General features: G+C 46.8%; 23 protein-coding genes. 7 read left to right on the top strand and 16 right to left on the bottom strand.

The window, feature by feature from the left end:
• Nucleotides 1-6: 6 nt before the first annotated feature.
• The 6 genes from ctaG to cyoE all read right to left on the bottom strand — a co-directional run bounded on the left by ctaG (nucleotide 7) and on the right by cyoE (nucleotide 6031).
• Nucleotides 7-933: a cytochrome c oxidase assembly factor CtaG gene (gene ctaG, locus KTG14_RS01920; RefSeq protein WP_216968894.1), complete on the bottom strand. Its 927-nt coding sequence runs from the start codon at nucleotides 931-933 to the stop codon at nucleotides 7-9.
• A gap of 148 nt (nucleotides 934-1081) precedes the next feature.
• Nucleotides 1082-1414, bottom strand: a complete 333-nt coding sequence (ctaF, locus tag KTG14_RS01925; protein ID WP_216968896.1) for a cytochrome c oxidase subunit IVB — start codon at nucleotides 1412-1414, stop codon at nucleotides 1082-1084.
• Between the two features lies 1 nt (nucleotide 1415).
• Nucleotides 1416-2042 (bottom strand): cytochrome (ubi)quinol oxidase subunit III, encoded by a 627-nt coding sequence (locus KTG14_RS01930; RefSeq protein WP_058383482.1) that lies wholly within the window; start codon nucleotides 2040-2042, stop codon nucleotides 1416-1418.
• Nucleotides 2029-3942 carry a cytochrome c oxidase subunit I gene (locus tag KTG14_RS01935; protein WP_216968898.1) on the bottom strand — a complete coding sequence of 638 codons (1914 nt, stop codon included), beginning with the start codon at nucleotides 3940-3942 and terminating at the stop codon, nucleotides 2029-2031. Before KTG14_RS01935 ends, KTG14_RS01930 begins: the two co-directional genes overlap by 14 nt.
• Before the next feature lie 25 nt (nucleotides 3943-3967).
• On the bottom strand, nucleotides 3968-5059 hold the full coding sequence (gene coxB, locus KTG14_RS01940) for a cytochrome c oxidase subunit II (protein WP_216968900.1): 1092 nt from the start codon (nucleotides 5057-5059) through the stop codon (nucleotides 3968-3970).
• A gap of 54 nt (nucleotides 5060-5113) precedes the next feature.
• Nucleotides 5114-6031, bottom strand: a complete 918-nt coding sequence (gene cyoE / locus KTG14_RS01945; RefSeq protein WP_216968902.1) for a heme o synthase — start codon at nucleotides 6029-6031, stop codon at nucleotides 5114-5116.
• A 346-nt stretch (nucleotides 6032-6377) separates the two neighbouring features.
• Between cyoE and KTG14_RS01950 the strand changes: the two genes are divergently transcribed.
• On the top strand, nucleotides 6378-7295 hold the full coding sequence (locus tag KTG14_RS01950; protein ID WP_302054918.1) for a COX15/CtaA family protein: 918 nt from the start codon (nucleotides 6378-6380) through the stop codon (nucleotides 7293-7295).
• 36 nt (nucleotides 7296-7331) lie between these two features.
• Here KTG14_RS01950 and pyc read toward each other — a convergent pair whose 3' ends face one another.
• From pyc to KTG14_RS01965, 3 genes are all read right to left on the bottom strand, one after another.
• Complete coding sequence (pyc, locus tag KTG14_RS01955; RefSeq protein WP_216968904.1) at nucleotides 7332-10772, bottom strand: pyruvate carboxylase; 3441 nt, start codon at nucleotides 10770-10772, stop codon at nucleotides 7332-7334.
• A gap of 15 nt (nucleotides 10773-10787) precedes the next feature.
• Nucleotides 10788-11954, bottom strand: coding sequence for an FtsW/RodA/SpoVE family cell cycle protein (locus tag KTG14_RS01960; protein ID WP_216968906.1), 1167 nt, complete (start codon nucleotides 11952-11954; stop codon nucleotides 10788-10790).
• A gap of 69 nt (nucleotides 11955-12023) precedes the next feature.
• Entirely contained in the window at nucleotides 12024-12305 is a 282-nt protein-coding gene (locus tag KTG14_RS01965; protein ID WP_058383475.1) for an Fpa/YlaN family protein, read from the bottom strand.
• 164 nt (nucleotides 12306-12469) lie between these two features.
• On the opposite strand from KTG14_RS01965, the gene KTG14_RS01970 reads away from it, so the two are divergent.
• The 3 genes from KTG14_RS01970 to KTG14_RS01980 are packed head-to-tail and all read left to right on the top strand — an operon-like array spanning nucleotide 12470 to nucleotide 13640.
• Entirely contained in the window at nucleotides 12470-12976 is a 507-nt protein-coding gene (locus KTG14_RS01970; RefSeq protein ID WP_216968908.1) for a peptidyl-prolyl cis-trans isomerase, read from the top strand.
• 11 nt (nucleotides 12977-12987) lie between these two features.
• On the top strand, nucleotides 12988-13191 hold the full coding sequence (locus KTG14_RS01975) for a YlaI family protein (protein WP_216968910.1): 204 nt from the start codon (nucleotides 12988-12990) through the stop codon (nucleotides 13189-13191).
• The gene (locus KTG14_RS01980; RefSeq protein ID WP_216968912.1) at nucleotides 13191-13640 is read left to right on the top strand and encodes a hypothetical protein; all 450 of its coding nucleotides are present in this window, start codon (nucleotides 13191-13193) and stop codon (nucleotides 13638-13640) included. The genes KTG14_RS01975 and KTG14_RS01980 overlap by 1 nt, the downstream gene beginning before the upstream one ends.
• Here KTG14_RS01980 and KTG14_RS01985 read toward each other — a convergent pair.
• Together KTG14_RS01985 and typA are read right to left on the bottom strand one after the other, a co-directional pair.
• The gene (locus KTG14_RS01985; protein ID WP_216968914.1) at nucleotides 13634-13963 is read right to left on the bottom strand and encodes a YlaH-like family protein; all 330 of its coding nucleotides are present in this window, start codon (nucleotides 13961-13963) and stop codon (nucleotides 13634-13636) included. The two genes, KTG14_RS01980 and KTG14_RS01985, sit on opposite strands and share 7 nt — an antisense overlap.
• 23 nt (nucleotides 13964-13986) lie before the next feature.
• Nucleotides 13987-15834 (bottom strand): translational GTPase TypA, encoded by a 1848-nt coding sequence (typA, locus tag KTG14_RS01990; protein ID WP_216968916.1) that lies wholly within the window; start codon nucleotides 15832-15834, stop codon nucleotides 13987-13989.
• Nucleotides 15835-15941: 107 nt separating this feature from the next.
• Between typA and KTG14_RS01995 the strand changes: the two genes are divergently transcribed.
• Complete coding sequence (locus KTG14_RS01995; RefSeq protein ID WP_216968918.1) at nucleotides 15942-16151, top strand: DUF5325 family protein; 210 nt, start codon at nucleotides 15942-15944, stop codon at nucleotides 16149-16151.
• A 162-nt stretch (nucleotides 16152-16313) separates the two neighbouring features.
• On the opposite strand, the gene KTG14_RS02000 is transcribed toward KTG14_RS01995, so the two are convergent.
• Both KTG14_RS02000 and KTG14_RS02005 read right to left on the bottom strand, forming a co-directional pair.
• Nucleotides 16314-17111 (bottom strand): inositol monophosphatase family protein, encoded by a 798-nt coding sequence (locus KTG14_RS02000; RefSeq protein WP_216968919.1) that lies wholly within the window; start codon nucleotides 17109-17111, stop codon nucleotides 16314-16316.
• A gap of 90 nt (nucleotides 17112-17201) precedes the next feature.
• Nucleotides 17202-17396, bottom strand: a complete 195-nt coding sequence (locus tag KTG14_RS02005; RefSeq protein ID WP_216968921.1) for a hypothetical protein — start codon at nucleotides 17394-17396, stop codon at nucleotides 17202-17204.
• Between the two features lie 154 nt (nucleotides 17397-17550).
• Between KTG14_RS02005 and KTG14_RS02010 the strand changes: the two genes are divergently transcribed.
• Complete coding sequence (locus tag KTG14_RS02010) at nucleotides 17551-18195, top strand: YktB family protein (RefSeq protein WP_374939887.1); 645 nt, start codon at nucleotides 17551-17553, stop codon at nucleotides 18193-18195.
• A gap of 12 nt (nucleotides 18196-18207) precedes the next feature.
• Here the strand turns inward: KTG14_RS02010 and KTG14_RS02015 are convergent, their stop codons facing one another.
• Together KTG14_RS02015 and KTG14_RS02020 are read right to left on the bottom strand one after the other, a co-directional pair.
• Complete coding sequence (locus tag KTG14_RS02015; protein ID WP_216969104.1) at nucleotides 18208-18483, bottom strand: UPF0223 family protein; 276 nt, start codon at nucleotides 18481-18483, stop codon at nucleotides 18208-18210.
• A gap of 9 nt (nucleotides 18484-18492) precedes the next feature.
• Nucleotides 18493-19464 carry an NAD(P)H-dependent flavin oxidoreductase gene (locus tag KTG14_RS02020; RefSeq protein ID WP_216968925.1) on the bottom strand — a complete coding sequence of 324 codons (972 nt, stop codon included), beginning with the start codon at nucleotides 19462-19464 and terminating at the stop codon, nucleotides 18493-18495.
• Nucleotides 19465-19652: 188 nt separating this feature from the next.
• Here KTG14_RS02020 and KTG14_RS02025 point away from each other — a divergent pair, with 188 nt between their 5' ends.
• Entirely contained in the window at nucleotides 19653-21122 is a 1470-nt protein-coding gene (locus KTG14_RS02025) for an aminotransferase class I/II-fold pyridoxal phosphate-dependent enzyme (protein WP_216968927.1), read from the top strand.
• A gap of 52 nt (nucleotides 21123-21174) precedes the next feature.
• Here KTG14_RS02025 and KTG14_RS02030 read toward each other — a convergent pair whose 3' ends face one another.
• Nucleotides 21175-22050, bottom strand: coding sequence for a polysaccharide deacetylase family protein (locus KTG14_RS02030; RefSeq protein ID WP_216968929.1), 876 nt, complete (start codon nucleotides 22048-22050; stop codon nucleotides 21175-21177).

A 22050-nucleotide genomic window follows, 5' to 3' on the forward strand; every position in this document is an offset into this window, starting at 1 on the left:
TTTGGGTCATTGCCCATTATGTCTGTAATACGCCATCTCTTTGCGATCCTGCAAAACTTTAGCGGTGATTTCATCTGCATTGGCTGTTTCATTTTTGAGCCATTCATGAAAGACCAGCCAAATAAATACTGTGAACACCAATTCCTGAATAATTTTCATTGTAATGCCGCCGGTACGTTGGTCTTCGATCAGCGACATATTCGTGAAGAGTTCAGGGCCGGACAAGTTCAGCTGAGCCAATGTCCCTGCAGGCACGCATAAAGCCATCGCCTGCATCCAAGCATCCCCGTCTGCATAGGTTGCATAAAATGGTGTCGTGCTGAAAATAATCAAAGCACATGCCGGCGTCATCAAGACGCTCAAGCCGAATAAATAACCCAATTTCTTCAATCCATGAAACTTATGCATGCCTTCTAGATTATTGACCACTGGCCACCAGTAAAGAAGTGCCGATACGAACAGCAAGGTGCTGACGATGCTGTGTATCAGCATGTCCTGCTTGACGAAATCGAAGACAAGCGGCAAATGGTAAACGGAAAAGAACAAACTGAATAGCAGCAAGGCAATCAACGGTTTTGTGAAGAACATGAACAGCGGGTTAATGACCGGCAACTCGATGAATGCCCGCCAAATATACGAAGGAATCCCCATAATGATAAGCGGGGCAGCCAATAATAAGAGCAACGCCATCTGAACCATGTGCATGGTCAAAGTGATATGGCCAAGCAAATCGACCGGCGAGCCTTTCAAAATGTAAATCAAGGCCATTCCAGAAACGAAAAGTAATGCTTGCTTAGTTTGCAGAGGTTCACTATCAGTGAATTTATGTCTCCACTTAGTGGTGACTAGAAAATATAAAAGCGTAATCAGTACGAGAAATCCAAAATACCAGGGGCTCCACAATGCCTCGAAGCCGAAAATGCTGATTGGCATTAGACCGTACCTCCTTTTTCCTTAAGTAACCTCATTATATAGGGGAAGCGTTGTCATATCAATGAACGAATCATGACATTTCCCTTATGGATACAGGTGATAGACATAAAAAAACTCCGGACTGTAAAAGTCCGGAGTTTTTTTCACTTTACCACCAAACGATGGTGACCATTGCTAGAACAATGGTAAAAGCAACAAATATGCCGCTGAACATGAAGAACGCCATCATGCCATGTCCTTTATTGCTCATGTGCATGAAGTTGTATAGCTGAAGCACTACTTGAACGGCGGCCAATAACAAGATAATCGGCACGATCAAGTAATTCGAAAAATCAGCTGCTACTAAAGTGAACGCGATCAATGTCAAGAAGATCATCATAGCAAATGATGTCAACTGGCCGCGCATCTCAGTAGCACGTTTTCTCTTGATAAATTCAAATTCTGTTCTAGATCTGTGAATATCGTGAGTATCGTGTGCCATATTAACCGATCACTCCCATCAAGTAGACTACAGTGAAGATGAACACCCAAACTACGTCAATGAAATGCCAGTAAAGAGCTGCGAGGTAGAACTTCGGTGCATTGTACATGTTCAAGCCACGTTTAGCGTTGCGGAGCATCAATGCGATGAACCAGCTAAGCCCGAAGACTACGTGAGCCCCGTGAGTTCCGACTAAGGTATAAAACGCGGAACTGAAAGCACTATTGGTATAGCCAAAGCCAAGATGTACATAATGATTAAACTCGTAAATCTCTAGGCCTAGGAACGCAAGCCCCAAAAGGACAGTGATTCCGAGCCAAGCTTGCATCGCCTTGAAATTATGATTCTTCATATGATACATCGCGTAAACACTTGTCAACGAAGATGTCAAAAGAATCATCGTCATGGCAAAAACTAGCGGCAGTTCGAACAAGCCGGAAGCAGAAAATTCCATTCCGCTCGGGCCTTTATCTTTCAACGCAAGATAAGTTGCGAAGAGAGAGGCGAAGGTGACAGTCTCAGCTGCTAGCAGCAACCAGAAACCAACGAACTTGTTCTTCCCTTCGAGCGTCGCCGTTTCAGGATGATCGGGCCAAGTTTGTGGGGTATATCGTTTATTTAAGTCCACCTTTTTTGCCTCCTTCCAGCGCTCTTGCTTCTCTTTGAATGCGTTCGTTATCCGCAATCAATTCTTCTTTTGTTACATGGAAACCAAGGTCATCTTTCAACGAACGGACAAGCATCGAGCCGAATGTGATCGCAAGGCCGCCAATCAATACCGGAAGTGCCCATGCATGCCCATCCATATGGTACATAGCGCCAAACGCTGCTGTAAACATACCGAGTGAAATGACAAACGGAATGATTGAACCGTTTGGCATGTGGATATCGCCAAGTGGCTCAGCGTAGACCATGCCTTCTTTATTGCCTTCCATTTTCTCGATCCAATATGGGTCAAGTCCACGGACAAGCGGTGTTTGTGCAAAGTTATAGAATGGCGGTGGTGATGGAATTGCCCATTCAAGCGTACGTCCGTCGCCCCATGGGTCGTTACCGACGCGCTCATTCTTAGCAACTGTCATGACGACGTTGACGAGAAGGATGATAACCCCGATCGCCATAAGCAAGGCACCTGCCGAACTGATTGCGTTAAAGAGATCCCAGCCTTGGTCTGCTCCGAACGTGTAAACACGGCGCGGCATACCCATTAGACCAAGGAAATGCTGGATAAAGAATGTCAAATGGAATCCGATGAAGAAGAACCAGAACGTCCATTTTCCAAGTTTTTCGCTCAACATCGTACCGAACATTTTCGGCCAGTACAAATGCGTACCTGCCAAAATAGCGAGAACAACGCCACCAACGATTACGTAGTGGAAGTGGGCAACGATGAAATAAGAATCGTGCAACTGGTAATCAAGCGGTGCAATTGCTTGCATAACGCCTGTTACCCCACCTGCTACGAACGACGGGATAAACGCGACTGCGTAAATCATTGGCACTGTGAAGGAAATATTTCCTCCCCAGATCGTCAAGAGCCAGTTAAAGATTTTAATCCCTGTTGGAACTGCGATAATCATCGTTGCAAGAGCGAACACTGCGTTAGCTGTCGGTCCAAGACCAACTGTAAACATGTGGTGAGCCCAAACCATGAATCCGTAGAAACCGATCAGGATTGTCGCAAAGACCAATGCCGTGTAACCGAATAGGCGTTTGCGAGAGAAGATTGCAAAGATTTCAGAGAAAATACCAAATGCCGGCAAGATCAAGATATAAACTTCCGGGTGACCGAAGATCCAGAAGAAGTGCTCCCAAATAATCGTATTACCGCCCATCGTTACATCAAAGAAATTAGCCCCGAACAAACGGTCGAATACCATGAAGAAAATACCGACAGTCAGTGGAGGGAACGCCAAGAGAATCAACGCAGACGCTACAAAAGTCGTCCAAGTGAAAAGCGGCATTCTCATGTACGTCATACCCGGTGCACGCATATTGATGATCGTAACAAGGAAGTTAATCCCAGCGATCAAAGTACCGAAACCGGATATCGTCAAACCGAGTGAGTAGAAATCGATTCCGTGTCCTTCAGAGGCAAGTGCCAAAGAAGCGTAGTTTGTCCATCCTGCATCCGGTGCCCCGCCTAGGAACCATGAAAGGTTTAGGAAGATACCACCGAAGAAGAATAGCCAGAACCCAAGTGAGTTCAAGAACGGAAACGCTACGTCACGTGCACCGATTTGCAAAGGTGAGACCGCGTTCATGAATGCCAAAAGAATTGGCATGGCTGCAAGGAAGATCATTGTTGTTCCGTGCATCGTTAAAACTTCGTTGTATGTTCCGGCACTGAGGAAATCGTTTCCGGCTTTCATTAGCTGAATCCGGATCATCATCGCTTCTACGCCACCGACTAGGAAGAAGAACCCGCCGGAGATCAAGTAGAGGATCGCGATTTTCTTATGGTCTACAGTTGTCATGTAGTCCCAAATTGTAGCGCCGAAACCCTTTTTCTGAGAGTTAGAACTCACAATAGTTTACCTCCTTTTTTAACGTTTACTCTTCAACTTTCAAGCTCATCAAGTATGCAGCAAGTGCATTGAGCTCTTGATCGGAAAGTTCTTCTCCATTATTTAATGAAGCTGCATTAGGCATCAAATTGCCTGGTTTGTACTGCTGAGGATCAGCAATCCAGTTTTTCAATGTTTCTTCGTCATGTTCCATGAAGCCGGCGATTGTTGTACGGTCGCCAAATGTTGTTAAGTTCGGGCCTTGGCCTGTGGCAGCGCCAGCGCTATTGACTGCGTGGCATGCGATGCAACTTAAACCATCTTGGCCAAACAAAGCTTCGCCTTCTTGAGCAAGAGTTTCAGTCGGCGCTTCTTGTTCTTCCTGCATTGCAGCTACCCATGCATCAAAGTCTTCGCGGTTGAGCGTTTTGACTTTGAAATCCATCAATGCGTGGGACGGTCCACAAAGCTCGGCACATTTACCGAAGTAAACGCCTTCTTCAAGTTCTGAAGATTCTTTATCGAATTCCAAATAGAAGGTGTTGACGTTTTCAGGGTTGACGTCGAGTTTACCGCCAACAGAAGGGATCCAGAACGAGTGCTTCACGTCTGCGGCAATCAAATTGAAGTAGACGCGCTCGCCAGTTGGTACGACGAGTTCCTGTGCAGTACGAATTTCCTGTTCAGGATACTCGAACTCCCACCAGTAAAGCTTACCGGTTACATTAACCGTCAAGTTCTCAGCTACGCCTTCTTCGTCCTGTGCGTCCATCGCCGTGACATCAGCCAGGTCGAATGTAGCGTAGACCGTCGGAACAGCAAGGATCAAAAGCAAAACGATTGGAATTGCTGTCCAGATAAACTCAAGACGCGCGCTTCCTTCGACTTGTTCAGGGATCATGTCCTCCCCTACTTTTGAACGGCGGAATTTAACAATTGCCAATACATAGATGATAGTAACGACGACGATAACGAACAACATGACAATGGATGACAAAATCAGCAAGTTGAACTGATCTTGTGCAACCTTACCAGCCGGTATCAGCGTCGAGATCTCTTCGCGTCCACAGCCTGAAAGAAAAACAAGCAATGTGGTCATCAAAGCGAAGAGGCGCCATTTCTTAGGTCCTTTCATCATAGCTTTTCATACCCCTCTCTGAATAAAATGTTTCACACTTAAGTAAAAAGAAATTTAGACGAATACTGCGAAAATGATCATCGAGACAAATAGAATCGTCATATAGTTCAACGAATAGATGAACATTTTCTTCGCCCATTTCAAATCATCAGCTGCTTTGAAGCCTTGGATCGCAAGAACAAGCCATCCGATATTCAACGCTGTAGCTAAGATGATGAAGCCTATCCCAAGTTCCATAAGCAGGAACGGCAATGGGAAAAGCAGTAAAACCCATGCAAGCATCGATTTTTTTGTCCGGTGAAATCCTTTGACCACCGGGAGCATCGGAATATTTGCAGCCCGATACTCTTCCGTCCGTTTCATGGCAAGCGCATAAAAATGCGGCGGCTGCCAGATGAACATAATCAGAAACAGTGCCCATGCGCCCATAACGATCGCCGGCTCCACCGCAGCCCAGCCGATTAGCGGCGGGATTGCGCCGGAAATACTGCCGACGATCGTGTTGCCGACATGCCGTCTCTTCGACCACATCGAATAGAGAACGACATAAGCTAAAATGCCAGCGATTCCAAACAGACCTGCTGAAACAGAAGCGGAAAACAAAAAGAGTTCGCCTATAACGATGAAAGAAATGGCGAGTGCCAAGACAGCAGATGGCTTGAACCTGCCCGTAACTGTCGGGCGGGCTCTCTTGCTAGCCATCAATGGGTCGATATCTGTGTCGATATAATTATTCATCGCCGCAGACCCCGCAATGATCAATGCCGAACCGACGATCGTGTAGACGAGAATATCCATGTGATCAAGGAAATTCTGATCCGAAAACTGGAAAGCGAGCCACAGTCCCGTAAAGACGGTAATTAAATTGGAATTCACAATCCCAATTTTAATAAGTGCCAGAAAATCTTTAGTGAACGTGCTCGATTCTACAGCATCGGTCGGTTCTGCAGGCAAAGACCGGCCGTTTGACATATAACTCCCTCCTTTCAAAGTTGTAAGCATATTCCGCTAACCATAACTATATCTAAATTCCAGCTTGTTTTCTACATATTACTGAAATTTCCTGATATAAATGATGATTTCACGCAATTGGTCTTACAAATATTCATCTCTAATGATACAGTAGCCCCCTCGCTATTTTAAGATAGAAAAAACGATGTTTTTGAACAGTTTGTGAAGGTCGTAATTATTATGTCCAATTCTTGAAAGTTTAGGTGAACGCCCATTTCTCGTTGTATTTTAAACGCAGTTTCGCTATCATCGAGTATGCAGGTAATCGTTAACGCTAAAAGTTTTTCTAAAAAAAGTAGGTGGCATTTTGAAAAGCAACATTTATATAAAAATATTCGGGGTTCTTGCGTCTGTCGGCATGCTGCTCATCCTCCTTGGCGGAGCTTTGGTGACTAAAACCGATAGCGGTATGGGCTGCGGCCGCAACTGGCCAGATTGCAATGGCAATTTGATTCCTCGCGAAATTACCCCTGAAGTGCTGATCGAATTCTCCCACCGCCTGGTAACAGGAGTGGTCGGAATTTTGATTGTGGTTTTGGCTGTCTGGGCTTGGCGCAAGTTTGGGCATGTGCGGGAAACGAAGTTCCTTGCCTTCATGGCTGTCTTCTTCCTCCTGCTGCAAGCATTGATCGGCGCTGCCCAAGTCCTGTGGGGCCAAGGCGATTTCATTTTAGCGCTCCACTTCGGGATCTCTCTCCTATCGTTCGCCGCTGTCCTGCTCTTGACCTTGCTCATTTTTGAAGTGGACCGCAAATTCGATGCGGACCGCGTGCAAATCGGACGCACTTTGAAATTCCATACGCTCGGCGTAGCGCTGTATTCTTATGTGGTCGTCTACACCGGCGCTCTTGTCCGTCATACAGAATCGAGCTTGATCTGTTCTGATTGGCCTTTGTGCCGCAACGACCAGTTCGCGCTGCCAAGCAATATGTATGAATGGGTCCAGATGGGCCATCGTTTCGCAGCTGCGCTCATTGTCATCTGGATCGGCGTCATTGCGCTCCACGCGTATCGCCATTATCGCGACCAGCGGGTCATTTTCTGGGGCTGGATCATCGCCTTTGCGATCGTGCTTCTCCAAGCCACATCCGGAATGCTCGTCGTCTTGACGAAGTTAAATCTAGCGGTCGCCTTGCTCCACTCCTTGCTCATCTCAATGCTTTTCGGACTGTTATGTTATATGGTCCTTCTTGTATCCAGAAGCAAATTCATCAAATCCAAATAAAAAAATCCGGTGCAATTCGCACCGGATTTTTTTATTTTATTTTGATTCCATTTCAATGAGCAGATCGCCCGTTGAAATGCCGTCGCCGGCTGTTACGTAAATTTCCTGGATTGTACCGTCAAACGGCGCTTGGACTGTTGTCTCCATCTTCATCGCTTCTGTGACAAGCAGATGGTCGCCGCGCTTCACCCTCAAGCCTTTCTCTCCGACTACTTTCAGGACAGTGCCAGGCATTGTCGCTGCAATATGATTTTCTTTTGTCGGATCTGCCTTAGGTTTTGCTGCTGAATCAGTTTCAACCGTCATATCTTGAATACTGATTTCACGCGGTTGGCCGTTCAATTCGAAATAGATGATGCGCGTGCCGTCTTTTTGCGGTTCGCCGATCGACACGAGTTTGATCATCAAGGTCTTTCCTTTTTCAATCTCGACTTCAATCTCTTCACTGAGACGCATGCCGTAGTGGAAGGTCAATGTATCAAGGACCGATACATCCCCAAAGGTCTGGTTCGTTAAGCTGTACTCTTCAAATACTTTCGGGTATAGCGCATAAGCGAGCACTTCGTGGCTTGTAACCGGCCGTTTCAGGCGTTTGAACAGTGTCTCGCGAATCGCGTCAAAGTCAGCAGGTTCGAGCAATTCGCCCGGACGTACTGTGATTGGCTCGCGTTCTTTTAAGATCACTTTCTGCAATTCTTTCGGGAAGCCGCCGTGCGGTTGACCGATATAGCCTTCAAAGAACTCGATGACCGATTCAGGGAAATCGATATTCTCTCCGCGTGTCAGCACTGTTTTTTCATCCAATTCGTTCTGGACCATGAACAAAGCCATGTCCCCTACGACTTTCGATGACGGCGTGACTTTTACGACATCTCCAAACAGCATGTTGACGCGAGAATACATTTCCTTCACTTCTTCCCAGCGCATGCCGAGGCCGACCGCTTTTGCCTGCTGCTGCAGGTTGCTGTACTGTCCGCCCGGCATTTCGTGGACATAAATCTCAGAATGCGGGCTGTTCATGCCACTTTCGAAATCATTGTAATACTTGCGGACATCCTCCCAGTAATGGGACATGGTCTCAAGAGACTCGATATCTGCCCTGATTTTGCGCTCGCCGCCGCTCATCGCATAATATAGCGAGTTGGCGCTTGGCTGCGATGTAAGCCCGGCCATTGTGCCAAGGGCCGTATCCACGATATCGACACCTGCTTCAATCGCTTTGGAATATAGATAAATGCCGTTTCCGCTCGTATCATGCGTGTGCAAGTGGATCGGCAAGGAAACCGTCTCCTTCAGTTCAGAAACGAGGCGGTACGCTGCTTCTGGCTTCAAAAGACCGGCCATGTCTTTGATTGCCAGGATATGGGCGCCTGCTGCTTCCAGCTCTTTCGCCATATCCTTATAGTATTGAACCGTGTATTTATCGCGGCTCGGGTCCAGAATGTCTCCTGTATAGCAAATCGCCGCTTCTGCGACTTTGCCGGAGTTGCGGACTTCATCGATGGCAACTTCCATTCCTTTGATCCAGTTCAGGCTGTCGAAAATGCGGAATACGTCGATTCCAGCTTCAGCGGAGGTCCGTGCAAACTCGCGGATAACATTATCCGGATAGTTTTTATAACCAACCGCATTCGCTCCGCGGAACAGCATCTGAAACAAGACGTTTGGAATGTCTTCACGCAATTTGATGAGGCGCTGCCACGGGTCTTCCTTCAAGAACCGGTAAGACACATCGAACGTCGCCCCTCCCCACATCTCCATCGAGAACAAATCACTTTGAAGGTGGGCAGTTTCTTTGGCGACTGCAAACATATCGTGTGATCGCATGCGCGTTGCCAATAGCGATTGATGGGCATCGCGTAAAGTCGTGTCCGTGAGTAGCACATCGTCTTGATCAAGTATCCACTTTGTCAATCCTTCTGGACCACGCTCGTCAAGGATTTGTTTTGTGCCTTGCGGAAGTTCCGTTATGATGTCGATTTCCGGCTTGCGCGGTGCAGCATAGATCGGTTTCTTTTTCTTCTCGATTCCCGGGAAGCCGTTCACCGTCACATTGCCGATATAGCTAAGCAATTTCGTTCCACGGTCTTGACGCACAGGGAATTTGAACAATTCAGGCGTGCTGTCGATAAAGCTCGTATCAAAATCACCGTTGATGAAATTTTGGTGTTTCACCACATTTTCCAGGAACGGAATATTCGTTTTGATGCCGCGGATACGGAACTCCTGCAAGTTGCGGTCCATTTTCGCTGCCGCTTCTTTGAACGTTGTTGCCCAAGTGGACACTTTAACGAGCAAAGAATCGTAGTAAGGAGAAATGACTGCTCCCTGGAAACCGTTTCCGGCATCCAGACGCACGCCAAATCCGCCTCCTGAACGGTAGACCATCAGCTTTCCGGCATCCGGCATAAAGTCATTTAATGGATCTTCTGTCGTTACACGTGACTGGATGGCAAATCCGAACAAAGGGATATCCTCTTGTTTCGGGATGGCGATCGTTTCGCTATGGAGCATATGCCCGCGGGCGATATGGATCTGCGCATGGACGATATCGATGCCTGTAACCATTTCAGTGATCGTGTGTTCAACTTGGATGCGGGGGTTCACTTCGATAAAGTAGAATTCATCTCCCGCTACCAGGAATTCAACTGTCCCGGCATTTATGTAATCGATGTTTTTCATTAATTTTACAGCCGCATCGCAAATTTCGTTGCGCAACTTATTGCTGATTGAGTTGGAAGGGGCGATTTCAACGACTTTTTGATGGCGCCGCTGAATGGAGCAGTCGCGTTCATACAGATGGACGACATTGCCTTCTGCATCGCCGAGGATCTGCACTTCGATGTGCTTCGGTTTGTCTACAAATTTTTCTACATACATTTCGTCGGAACCGAAAGCAGCTTTCGCTTCGGATTTTGCACGTTCGTAGGATGATGCTAGTTCACTGGCGTCTTTGACGATGCGCATGCCGCGCCCGCCTCCGCCGAGTGATGCTTTGATCATTAGTGGGAATCCGGCTTGTTCAGCGAATGCTTCCACTTCAGTGAGCGATTCGACTGGGCCATCTGTTCCTGGAATGACCGGGATGCCTGCAGCAATCGCCTGGTCGCGAGCTTTGACTTTATCACCGAACATATCGAGATGACGGGATGTCGGACCGATGAATACGATGCTTTCTTCTTCACAGCGCCGCGCAAAATGAACGTTTTCAGATAAAAATCCGTACCCTGGGTGAATGGCGTCCACTCCTGAGTCTTTTGCGATGCGAATGATGTCTTCAATGTCCAAATAAGCATCAATCGGCTTTTTGCCTTTGCCGACTAAATACGATTCGTCAGCTTTGTAACGATGAAACGAACCGCTGTCTTCCTGCGAATAAATCGCAACTGTCCGAAGATTCAGTTCTGTACAGGCGCGGAAGATCCGAATGGCAATTTCTCCGCGGTTGGCTACTAAGATCTTGTTAATCTCTTTCACTCCGACGCACACCCTTTACTTTTTCGTTTTTTCGTATTTATTGAACATGGAAACATTCATTAATACTCCCATAGCTAACGATAACAAAATTACCGAAGTTCCGCCATAGCTGATAAATGGAAGTGTTACCCCTGTCAGCGGAATGATACCCGAAAGACCGCCCAGATTGACGAAAGACTGGATGCCGATCATGCTGGCAACACCTGCTGCGAGCATGCGTGCCAGTGGATCGCTGGTTGTCATGGCGATCCACAGGCCGCGCAACACCACAAAGCCGAGTCCACCGATGACGAAGAAGACACCCAAAACGCCAAGTTCTTCAGCGATGACCGACATGATGAAATCCGTATGGGGCTCTGGCAAATAGCCGAGCTTCTGGATGGATTGGCCAAGGCCGAGGCCGCTGAGCCCCCCAGAGCCGATAGCCAAATACCCGTTGACGATCTGGAAGCCGAATCCGAGTTCGTCGGAAAATGGGTTGAAGAAGGCATCGATGCGCCCCATGCGCTTTTCAGTAAAAATAAGATCCTGTGCGAATACCATCATAGGCACAATGACCACTGCTGTTGCAGTGATGACAATACCTGCCAACTTTACAAAAGGCTTCAAGCGCACCCCAGAAGCTGCCATAACCGACAACCCGACTGCCCCAATAATGACCATAGAACCCAGGTCCGGTTCAAAAAACACTAAAATTAATACAGCTGTCAAAATGATAACAGGCGGGATGATCGATTCATTCAGTTTGTTGATGGACCCATTGCGGTATTTATTGGAAAACACCCCCGCCAAGTAAAAGATCAAACCGACCTTGGCAACTTCAGAGGGCTGGATATTAACAAAACCGAGGTCGATCCAGCTTTTCGCACCGCCTGCTGCGAAGCCGATAAAATGTACGAGGATGAGACCAGTAAAGATGACAGCAAGTACAGTCGCCATCATCCATTTTTTCTTGAAATGTTTATAGGGGAAAATGGCAGCGAGCAGGAATACAGGATAAGCGATGGCCAAATTGAGTAATTGCTGTATGTAGAAGCGGTCCGGTGAATCGTTATAATAGTTAACGGACCAGGCCATGCTGGAGGAGTAAATCATAATCAGGCCAAAAATGGTCAGCGCCAGGTATGCAAAGAGAAGCGGGTAGTCTATGTACTTGCCGTATTTCTTGATGTAGGATTTCATTGTTTTTATACCTCATTCAATTGGATTCATTAGTAAAAAAACTCAAACTGGAATCGTTTGAGTTTTAGGTTATTTATTTGTATACGCGTCATGAAGGATGGACAGTTTCTTCTCCAGCGTATCCATTAAATTTTTACCGGTCTCACGTTCGATCAAGCCGAGTTTAACGGCAAAATCAATTTCCCGTGATAAGCCAAACATTTGCGTATCAAGAACTTCTTCATATAAAGGGCAGGAAGGCAATGTAAGATGATCCATCTGCACCTTGATCAATTGCTCAATTTTCTCTGCATCAGCTTTAAGGAGTTCCAGCGCTTTTTCTTGATAAGTCTGTTCTTCTGTATGTTCCATGAGGACTCCCCCATCACTTGTATTTCTGCTCCATTAGCCTGTTTAAAGTGTATCTTTTACGCTGTTAAATTGCAAGTCTCTCTTGAAAGGGATTAAACCCTTTGGGAATTGTATGTGAACAGTTATACTGAAGAAGAGAGATACTATAATGGAGGGTTTTATTTATGGAATTCATCATACCGTTTAAAGGAGAAGTCACATACAAATTGACATTGGATCCGACCGTGTGGATTTTCGACGACCGCAAACTGGATCTTAAGACATTCTTCACAGAAGAACATGTCGACAAGGATGACCTGGAAGAATACAAACGCGGCATGGGCGAACATTGGTCGCGAGAAATCATGGAAGGTGCCACGGTTCCGCCAACCTTGAACTCTGAAAAGAAATACAAGCGCCAAGAAAAACAAGACATGCTGACGGGTACATTCGGCATGCGCTTCCAGCCTTTCCTCGACAATGCAGAGCCAGCTAATGGCGCATCGAAAGTTGTCTTTGAAACCACTTCAGGTGAACATGATTTCCCAATTGAAGATGCCAAGCAATTGATCTTTAAATTCAGCCAGGATGGAAAGCCTCTCCGTGAAGATGGACCGGTCCACATCTTATTGCCAGACGGCTCGAATGTTGATCAGCCGATTACCCACGTCTCGGCCATCCGGGTCGAATAGGAGGAATAGCTATGCGTGTTCAATGCGTTATTTGCGATAAGATCGAAGAATTGGAAGATGATACTCTGCAAGCCAAACGCTTGCGCAATCGGCCAATCCATACCCATATGTGCGAACAATGCCACGACCGGATCGCCAAACGGACTGAAGAACGGCTAGCGACGGGCCACTTCCATTTCTTCCGCAGTTCCCGCAGCATCGAGGATGATTTCTGATGAAGATCTTAAAAGGTTTGTGGATTGGTTTCTGGAGCGGCCTTATTCTTGGATTGTTGCTGAAGTGGATGCAGGCAGTGACCGGCGTCCGAAATTATGAATTGCTGTTGAATGTCGACTTTATCCCGCTAGTCAATCAAGTGAACTGGTCGGAATTGACCGAATTCGTATTTCATTTGATTATTTCACTGGTAATCGGCATCGTTTATGTGTATATCGCCAAGCGCCGACGCTATACGTTCGGCCAGTTGACAATCATCAGCTTAGTGCTGACATTGCCAACCTATATCCTGTTTTTCCCGCTGTCCATGCTGGCGGTAGAAGCCGACGTTCCGGAACCGACCGATATAGGAGCATTCCTTTATTGGATTCTGGCCCATCTGACATATGCACTGCTGTTGCCAATACTCTATAAAATGTTTGAACGCAAAAACGCTGCTTCTCATTGAGAAGCAGCGTTTTCGCGTTTTTCGCGCCATAGGCGAATTTTGTAAAGGATGAGAATCAATGCGGCAATAACCAAGCCCTCGACAACGGGCAGGAAAAAGGCCAAGAATGTCAGCCCTAATCCTCCCGCAGCCAAGAACAAGATAATGACTGCATTTTTTCCGATCGATAGTTTTTTGGCAAAGCCCAGTTTGTAAACGAGTGCCGATAGCAGGAAGATGACTGCAAACAATGCATATCCTGCTAAATCATAATTCGGCAAGTTTTGGTAAAGCACACGGGCTACCGGATACATATTTTCATAGACAAAAGCCTGCTCGTCCACGGATTATACATCCTTCCAGTTGTTTATTCTTCGATGGCAACTTTCTTTTTCTTCGCCATGCGCTCTCGCTCGTTTTTATCGAGAATTTTCTTACGCAAACGGATCGATTGAGGAGTGATTTCACAGTACTCATCATCGTTCAAGTATTCAAGTGCTTCCTCAAGACTCATCAAACGCGCTTTTTTCATCGTAGTCGTCTGGTCTTTGTTGGCTGAACGGATGTTAGTCGCCGCTTTGATCTTAACGATGTTAACTGTCAAGTCGTTGTCGCGGTTATGTTCACCGACGATCATGCCTTCATAGATTTCAGTTCCGACTTCAACAAATGAAGTACCGCGGTCTTCGATGCCCATCAAGCCATAAGTTGAAGATTTGCCGCGTTCCATGGAAACGAGAACGCCTTGACGACGGCCGCCTACGCGTCCTGATGCAACTGGCTGGTAGCTATCGAATGTGTGGTTGATGATTCCGTATCCACGTGTTTGCGTGAGGAATTCAGTTGTGTAACCGATCAACCCACGGGCAGGTACGTTAAATACCAAACGGACTTGTCCGCTTCCGTTGTTGATCATATCAAGCATTTCACCTTTGCGTTCACCGAGTGATTCGATAATAGCACCTGTGTATTCTTCAGGGACATCCACTTGGACGCGTTCAACCGGTTCACAGCGGACGCCATCGACCATACGGACGATAACTTCAGGTTTAGACACTTGAATTTCAAATCCTTCACGACGCATGTTTTCAATCAAGATTGATAGATGCAGTTCGCCGCGGCCCGAAACGACCCATGCATCTGGAGAATCCGTTGGATCAACGCGCAAGGAAACATCTGTCTCTAATTGAGCATCCAAACGCTCCTGGATTTTTCTTGATGTAATGAATTTACCTTCTTTACCGGCGAACGGGCTGTTGTTGACAAGGAATGTCATTTGCAGCGTTGGTTCGTCGATACGCAGAATTGGCAAGGCTTCTTGATGATCTTGAGGACATACCGTCTCACCGACGTTAATATCTTCTAGACCAGAGATTGCGATCAAATCGCCCGCTTCGGCTTTTTGGATCTCAATGCGCTTCAAGCCCATGAACCCGTGAATTTTTGTGATGCGGAAGTTTTTGACGGAGCCGTCCAGTTTCATCAAGGAAACGGATTGCCCGACTTCAATAGTTCCGCGGAATACGCGCCCGATACCGATACGGCCGACATAGTCGTTGTAGTCAAGAAGTGCCACTTGGAATTGCAATGGCTCGTCGCGGTTATCGATTGGTGCAGGTACATGATCCATGATGGCATCATAGATGACCTGCATGTTTTCTTCTTGGTCAGCTGGATCAGATGACAAGCTGGCCGTTCCGTTCATGCCTGATGCAAAAATAACCGGGAATTCCAATTGGTCATCATTTGCTTCAAGTTCGATGAACAATTCGATGACTTCATCGACAACTTCATCAGGACGCGCGAAATCGCGGTCAATTTTGTTGACGACTACAATCGGTTTCAAGTTTTGCTCAAGCGCTTTTTTCAATACAAAGCGTGTCTGTGGCATACATCCTTCGTACGCATCGACAACGAGCAATACGCCATCAACCATTTTCATAATACGCTCCACTTCGCCGCCGAAATCAGCGTGTCCAGGAGTATCCAAAATGTTGATTTTAGCGTCTTTATATTGAATCGCGGTGTTTTTCGCTAGGATTGTAATTCCGCGTTCTCTTTCAATGTCGTTTGAGTCCATCGCCCGCTCATCAACATGTTCATTCGATCGGAAGATTCCTGATTGCTGAAGCAACTGATCCACCAATGTCGTTTTGCCGTGGTCAACGTGTGCGATAATTGCAATGTTGCGTAAATCGTTTCTAAGGTTAGTCATACTTTCACTCCAATATTCTTTTTTCGAGCCTATAACTGTGCTAGTATAGCACATATAGGGGAAAAACCCTACGATTTTATTTTCTTGTATGCAGGAGGTTAGATGGGATGAAAGAAGCGATTGTAGAATCATGGCATAATATAAAATGGATTTTTGTCCTATTTTCATTGGCAGCAATTGGGGCGATGGTGCTCATCGGCGTCGCAGTCGCACTTCGCAGCATGATTGGTATTGTTCTCTCCATTCTGTTGTTATTGGTTATTATGGGCTTTGGGTTCAAACGAAAAAAAGAAATGCGAGAAGCAGGCGCATTATAAACACAAAAAGGGGCTGTCCAAAAAGTCATATTTCATGACTTTTTGGACAGCCCCTTTTTTTCATCTAAAAAACCAAGCAGAACATTGTGCTTTCTATCAAATGTGTATTGCCATACCACCACAGATCGAACGGTTTGCATGGGTAGTGAGTTTTCAGATTTATTATTTGTGCTTGGGTTTGATGTATTCCTGGAGCAGTTTTCCGTGGATGGACGGATTGGCAGCTACGAAGGTGTCTGACTTCAGAAGGTTTGCCGCTTCGCCAGAGAAATTACTCGCGATAGCGCCCACCTCATTTGCCATAACCAATCCTCCTGCAATATCCCATGGCGACAGCCGCATCGAAATATACGCGTCGAGGCGCCCGCTTGCAAGATAGGCGAGTTCAAGCGCCGCAGAACCATAAGAACGCATGCCGCGCGCCTCATGTACGAGGCGGATTGTCGCTTCATGATCTACATGCCGGTTCGGCGTTGCCCACATGGTGTTCATGCCGATGATCGATTCGCTGATATCTGTCTCGATCAACGGCTTCAGCCGTTCATCGTTATAATAAGCTCCGCCGCCTGCAATTGCATGGTATAAATCGTCATTGATGACGTCATAGATATACCCCATCTTTCCTACACCATCTTCATAAATACCGAGAGAAATGGCGAAATTGCGTCGTTGGTGCACAAAATTCATCGTGCCATCTATTGGATCGAGCATCCATACAGTGCCGCTCAAATCCTCGATTTGATCTCCAAAACCTTCTTCACCGAAAACCCGGTGGCCCGGAAAATCTTCCCGGATATGCTGGATGAAAAACTTCTCCACTTCTTTGTCTACATTTGTGACTAAATCGTTTGCGTGAGCTTTCGTATCCACTGAAATATCACTAAGAAATGAATTTCGGATCCGGTGCCCCGCCTCTTTGATCATAGATTTTATGTAACGATCCATTGCGTGCTGGTCCATGTATGAGCACCTCCTTGTTTCTTTACAGTATAACGAAAAAAGCATCCACTGTCTTTTATCAGCAGATGCTTCTACGGTATAGGTCTTTTTTTACAATGCATGAAGAGCCTCCAGTTCTACTTGTATTTCTGTCAGCCGTTTCTTGCTCTTATCCTTCTGGCTGCTGTCGTTTTGCTGCATGGCATCGTACAAGGTGGCCAATTCGTAATCAAGCTCTAGCTTCAACGTATTGATATACTCTTTTTCTACATCCGCTTTCCGGATAATCTGTATCATCTGCTTCATAAGTGAGCTCCCCCTTCCCTCATAATCGGAATATTCCGATTGCGATGTATTACACATCTTTACCCCGTTTTTTCCGCCTGAAAACTTATTTATATTCATTCTTCATAAACTTCGTTAAAATAAAACCTGATGATTATTAAAGGAGGGGATGTCCGTGAAGTCATACTGGACTGAACAGGATTTTGAAGTATTCGAAACCCCAGGGCTAGAGGCACGTATGGAAGCATTATCGACACATGTACGGCCGAAATTCCAAGCATTGGGCCAAGACTTTTCCGCTTATTTCTCTGGGGAAACCGGAGATGAATTTTTTCCACATGTCGCAAAACATATGCGACGGACTGTCAATCCGCCAAATGACAGCTGGGTTGCATTTGCGCCTTATAAACGCGGCTACAAGGCCGTCCCGCATTTCCAGATTGGGCTTTGGGAAAGCCATGTATTTGTCATTCTTGCTGTCATTTATGAAGCGCCCGGCAAACCAAAAATGGCAAATCAACTGCTATCCACGCAAGCATTAGCCGATTTGCCAGGAAAATTTGTCGTTTCGGGTGATCATATAAAGCCTGAAGCCGATTCCATTGCATCGCTAGGCGAAGAGGGCATCGAAAAGCTGCTCACGAGACTGCGCGATGTCAAAAAAGGGGAACTCGTCATCGGCAGGCATTTAGCGCGGGCTGATGCTGCCACGCTCGACCAAGACGGCTTTTATGCCTTTGCAGAAGAAACATTCCGCGAGTTGCTTCCGATTTACCGGAAGTTGCTCCAAGTAAACGAAAAAACCGCCGTTCAGCGATGAACGGCGGTTTTTTTACCTTTTGATGCGGATCAATTCATCGCCTGAAGCTTCTTTCATCTTCTTGACGACCTGAAAACTGACATAGCCGCTTTCTTCTTCAAATTCACGGAAGTATGTCTTTTCTTCCGCCATCGATGGAACGACTTTTTTGAACTTGCGGTATTTGTCCATCAGTTCCTGTCGATTGACTCCTTTTTCATAGGCTTTTTCTATTGCTTCGAAAAATTCCACGACATCGACGATCTCTTCGGTCGTCCAATCGATGGAAAATGGATATGAATATTCCATGGTCTTCACCTACCCTCTTTCAATAATACCCCAGCGTTTACGGATTTCTTCTGTTTGCCGGATCATCCGGTCGAACAATTCCTGGACAGTCGGCACATCCTGGATCAAGCCTGTCACTTGCCCAGCCCAACCGAATCCTTTTTCTCGCTGCCCGTCATAGATATAGCGTTTATTGGCCGTGCCGCTGATATAATCTTTCAGCGCTTCATAGCTCGGTGTCTCTTTTTCGATCTCCAAGATGCGATCTGTCCATGTATTGGACAAAGTACGCGCCGGAGCACCGATGCTGCGCTTGATAATAACTGTATCGTTTTCTGTGCTGTCAATCAACTGCTGCTTATACAGCTGGGAGGCGTGAGTGCATTCTTTCGTTGCAATGAAGCGCGTGCCCATTTCAATTCCTTCTGCTCCGAGCGCATGCGCCGCCATCCATCCGCGGCCATCGCCAATGCCGCCTGATGCGATCACCGGTATCGTCACCGCATCGACCACTTGCGGGATCAGAACCATCGTTCCGATATCATCACGGCCGAGATGCCCGCCGCCTTCATGCCCGACGACCATGACCGCGTCTGCGCCCAATTTCTCCGCCTTTTCAGCTTGACGCCTTGCAGCCACCAACACCAACTTTTTGATATCGGTGCCTTCCAATTGCTCAAAGATCGGCGTCGGATTGCCGCCAGTCATCGACACCACAGGTACCCGTTCTTCGATTGCGACATCCAGCATATGCGAAAATGCCCGTCCATGCTCGCCGATTGCAAAGTTCACGCCGAACGGCTTATCTGTCAATTCCCGGACTTTGCGAATTTCTTCGCGCAACTCATCAGGTCCCGGAAGGCTCATCGCAGTAATCTGCCCGAGCCCTCCGGCATTCGAAAGTGCTGCCGCTAGATCCGCATATGCCAAATATGCCAGTCCTCCTTGGATGATCGGGTAGTCGATTCCAAGCAGTTCGGTGATTCTTGTCTTAAATGCCATAATCCCACTCCTTTTTTGTCCTCTGTTTGTCTATTCGCTTCTATCAAGAAATTTCCTTTTCACTGCGGGTAACTCGTGCCGCATGGATGAAATAAGTCAGACATCCCTGCCATAAGTATAGTAACGAAGCGTCTTGCATGCTATAATTTCTCTTGTTTTCATTTTGATAAAGTGAGGTGCACGTCCCATTGTCACAACTCGAAACTCCGCTCTTTGATGCTTTATTGAAGCATCGGAATCGGCATCCTATACAATTTCACATTCCCGGCCATAAAAAAGGCCAGGGAGTCGATCCGGCTTTCCGGGAATTTGTCGGCGATAACATCCTGTCGATCGACTTGATCAATATTGCCCCACTTGACGATCTGCATTCTCCGAAAGGCGCCATCAAACAAGCACAGGAGTTGGCAGCGCAAGCTTTCGGCGCAGACCATACCTTCTTTTCGGTGCAAGGAACGAGCGGCGCCATCATGACGATGATTTTGAGCGTCGTCGGGCCGAACGATAAAATCCTCGTTCCGCGCAATGTCCATAAATCGATCATGTCGGCCATCGTTTTTGCGGGTGCCATCCCCGTCTTTATACATCCGGAAGTCGATCCGGAACTCGGGATTTCTCACGGCATTTCCCCTGAATCGGTGGAGAAAGCTTTGGTCGAATATCCCGATGCCAAAGCAGTGCTCGTTATTAACCCGACTTATTTCGGCGTGGCTGCTGATTTGAAGCGCATTGTCGATATTGCCCACGACAAATCCATTCCTGTGCTAGTCGACGAAGCGCATGGCGTCCATATTCATTTCCATAAATCATTGCCGGTTTCTGCCATGGCAGCTGGCGCAGACATGGCGGCCACATCTGTCCATAAACTGGGCGGTTCCATGACACAGAGTTCCGTGCTGAACGTGCGTGAAGGCTTAGTGTCACCTAAGCGTGTCCAGGCAACTTTATCGATGCTGACGACGACATCCACTTCCTATCCGATATTGGCATCGCTCGATACCGCACGGCGCCAGCTTGCCATCCACGGTTTTGATTTGATCGATCAGACGATCAGGCTAGCACAGGATGCACGCAAACGGATCAATAAGATCCCACATCTATTATGCGTCGGAAAAGAGCTGCTCAATTCTTCTGCGACATATGATATGGATCCGACTAAATTATTGATCAGTGTCAAGAATCTCGGTATCACCGGCCATCAAGCAGAAGAATGGCTGCGTGAGAACGCCAATATTGAAATCGAACTATCAGATTTGTATAATATCCTCTGTCTTGTCACGCTCGGCGACAGCCGGAAAGAAATCAACTTGCTCGTCAATGCCTTGCAGCGCATGAGCGAAGCCTTGGAGACTGAGCACGCAGTGTCGGAACCGATTGTCTTATTGCCTGAAATTCCACGGCTTGCGATGACGCCTCGTGATGCTTTTTATGCAGAGACGGAAATTATTCCAATCGACGAAGCGGTTGGACGCATCTCGGCCGAGTTCATCATGGTCTATCCACCGGGTATCCCGATTTTCATCCCGGGGGAAATCATTACCGAGGAAAATATCTCTTATATCCATACAAACGTCAAAGCGGGACTACCAGTTCAAGGACCTGAAGATGATTCACTCCAAACACTTCATGTCATCAAAGAGCATCATGCATTCCGTTAACGGTATACAGCAAAAAAGTTCCGGCGCAAAATGCGCCGGAACTTTTTTAGGATTATACTCCTTCTATTTCATCGGGGTCCACAAATTCATAGCCTTTGTTGCGCAGTCCTTCGATAATTTGCGGTAGCGCTTTATTCGTCCACTCCCTATCATGCATCAGCAGATTCCCTCCACTATTGAGTTCAGGGGCGTTGACCATGATTTCCGTCAAAGCTTCCGAATCCATATAGCCTTGCATGAAATCATAGCCGTACGTCCAGTTCATGCGTACCATGCCCTGTTCTTGGACAAGTGCTTTGCTGAACTCAGTGTTTACGCCAAACGGGGCACGGAAAAACTTCGGCGCCTCTCCGATGATCGCTTCCACATGCTCATTTAATGAGACAATTTCATCTTGCTGAACGCTTTCTGTAGATTGCTTCAAATTCACATGGGTGTTGGTATGATTGCCGATAGCAAAGCCCATCTCGTGAATTTTAGACAAGGTCTCTTGCTCTTCTTCTGTACCCAAGAAATGCCCATTGACAAAAAAGATCGCCGGTACATCAAGTTCTTTCAAGGTTTCGGCCATTTCAAGTGAATATGTATCCGGTGCATCATCGATCGTGATTAAGACTGCTTGTTCATTCGCATCCCCAATCGGTTCAACTTTTGAATTTTGCGGATTAATGCGATAGCGCGGCTCGGTCGCCTTTTCGCTGTCTTCTTCCGATGTTTGCTCTTCCTCGTTTTCCTGCTCGTCTATTTCTGCTTGATCGGATGAATCGGATTTTTCACTTGCGGATTGCTCTGATGCCACATCTTCCTCAACATCCTTTTGCGCAGATTGTTCTTGTGCTGAATCTTCCGGCTCTGAAGCAGTCTCATCAGAACAAGCCCCAAGCAGAAATACGGTACATGCTGGCAGCAGCCAATTTTGTTTTTTCAT

Source organism: Planococcus sp. CP5-4_YE, assembly GCF_019042655.1.
Lineage (GTDB): Bacteria > Bacillota > Bacilli > Bacillales_A > Planococcaceae > Planococcus.

Bases quoted from the DNA above. Each gene is read 5' to 3' on its own strand.
- KTG14_RS01970 (WP_216968908.1), top strand. From the start codon at position 12,470: ATGGAATTCATCATACCGTTTAAAGGAGAAGTCACATACAAATTGACA.
- KTG14_RS02005 (WP_216968921.1), bottom strand. From the start codon at position 17,396: ATGAAGCAGATGATACAGATTATCCGGAAAGCGGATGTAGAAAAAGAG.
- KTG14_RS02030 (WP_216968929.1), bottom strand. From the start codon at position 22,050: ATGAAAAAACAAAATTGGCTGCTGCCAGCATGTACCGTATTTCTGCTT.
- cyoE (WP_216968902.1), bottom strand. From the start codon at position 6,031: ATGTCAAACGGCCGGTCTTTGCCTGCAGAACCGACCGATGCTGTAGAA.
- KTG14_RS02000 (WP_216968919.1), bottom strand. From the start codon at position 17,111: ATGGACCAGCACGCAATGGATCGTTACATAAAATCTATGATCAAAGAG.
- KTG14_RS01995 (WP_216968918.1), top strand. From the start codon at position 15,942: ATGAAAGAAGCGATTGTAGAATCATGGCATAATATAAAATGGATTTTT.
- KTG14_RS01965 (WP_058383475.1), bottom strand. From the start codon at position 12,305: ATGGAACATACAGAAGAACAGACTTATCAAGAAAAAGCGCTGGAACTC.
- typA (WP_216968916.1), bottom strand. From the start codon at position 15,834: ATGACTAACCTTAGAAACGATTTACGCAACATTGCAATTATCGCACAC.
- ctaG (WP_216968894.1), bottom strand. From the start codon at position 933: ATGCCAATCAGCATTTTCGGCTTCGAGGCATTGTGGAGCCCCTGGTAT.
- KTG14_RS01960 (WP_216968906.1), bottom strand. From the start codon at position 11,954: ATGAAATCCTACATCAAGAAATACGGCAAGTACATAGACTACCCGCTT.
- KTG14_RS01975 (WP_216968910.1), top strand. From the start codon at position 12,988: ATGCGTGTTCAATGCGTTATTTGCGATAAGATCGAAGAATTGGAAGAT.
- ctaF (WP_216968896.1), bottom strand. From the start codon at position 1,414: ATGGCACACGATACTCACGATATTCACAGATCTAGAACAGAATTTGAA.
- KTG14_RS02015 (WP_216969104.1), bottom strand. From the start codon at position 18,483: ATGGAATATTCATATCCATTTTCCATCGATTGGACGACCGAAGAGATC.
- KTG14_RS02020 (WP_216968925.1), bottom strand. From the start codon at position 19,464: ATGGCATTTAAGACAAGAATCACCGAACTGCTTGGAATCGACTACCCG.
- KTG14_RS01980 (WP_216968912.1), top strand. From the start codon at position 13,191: ATGAAGATCTTAAAAGGTTTGTGGATTGGTTTCTGGAGCGGCCTTATT.
- coxB (WP_216968900.1), bottom strand. From the start codon at position 5,059: ATGATGAAAGGACCTAAGAAATGGCGCCTCTTCGCTTTGATGACCACA.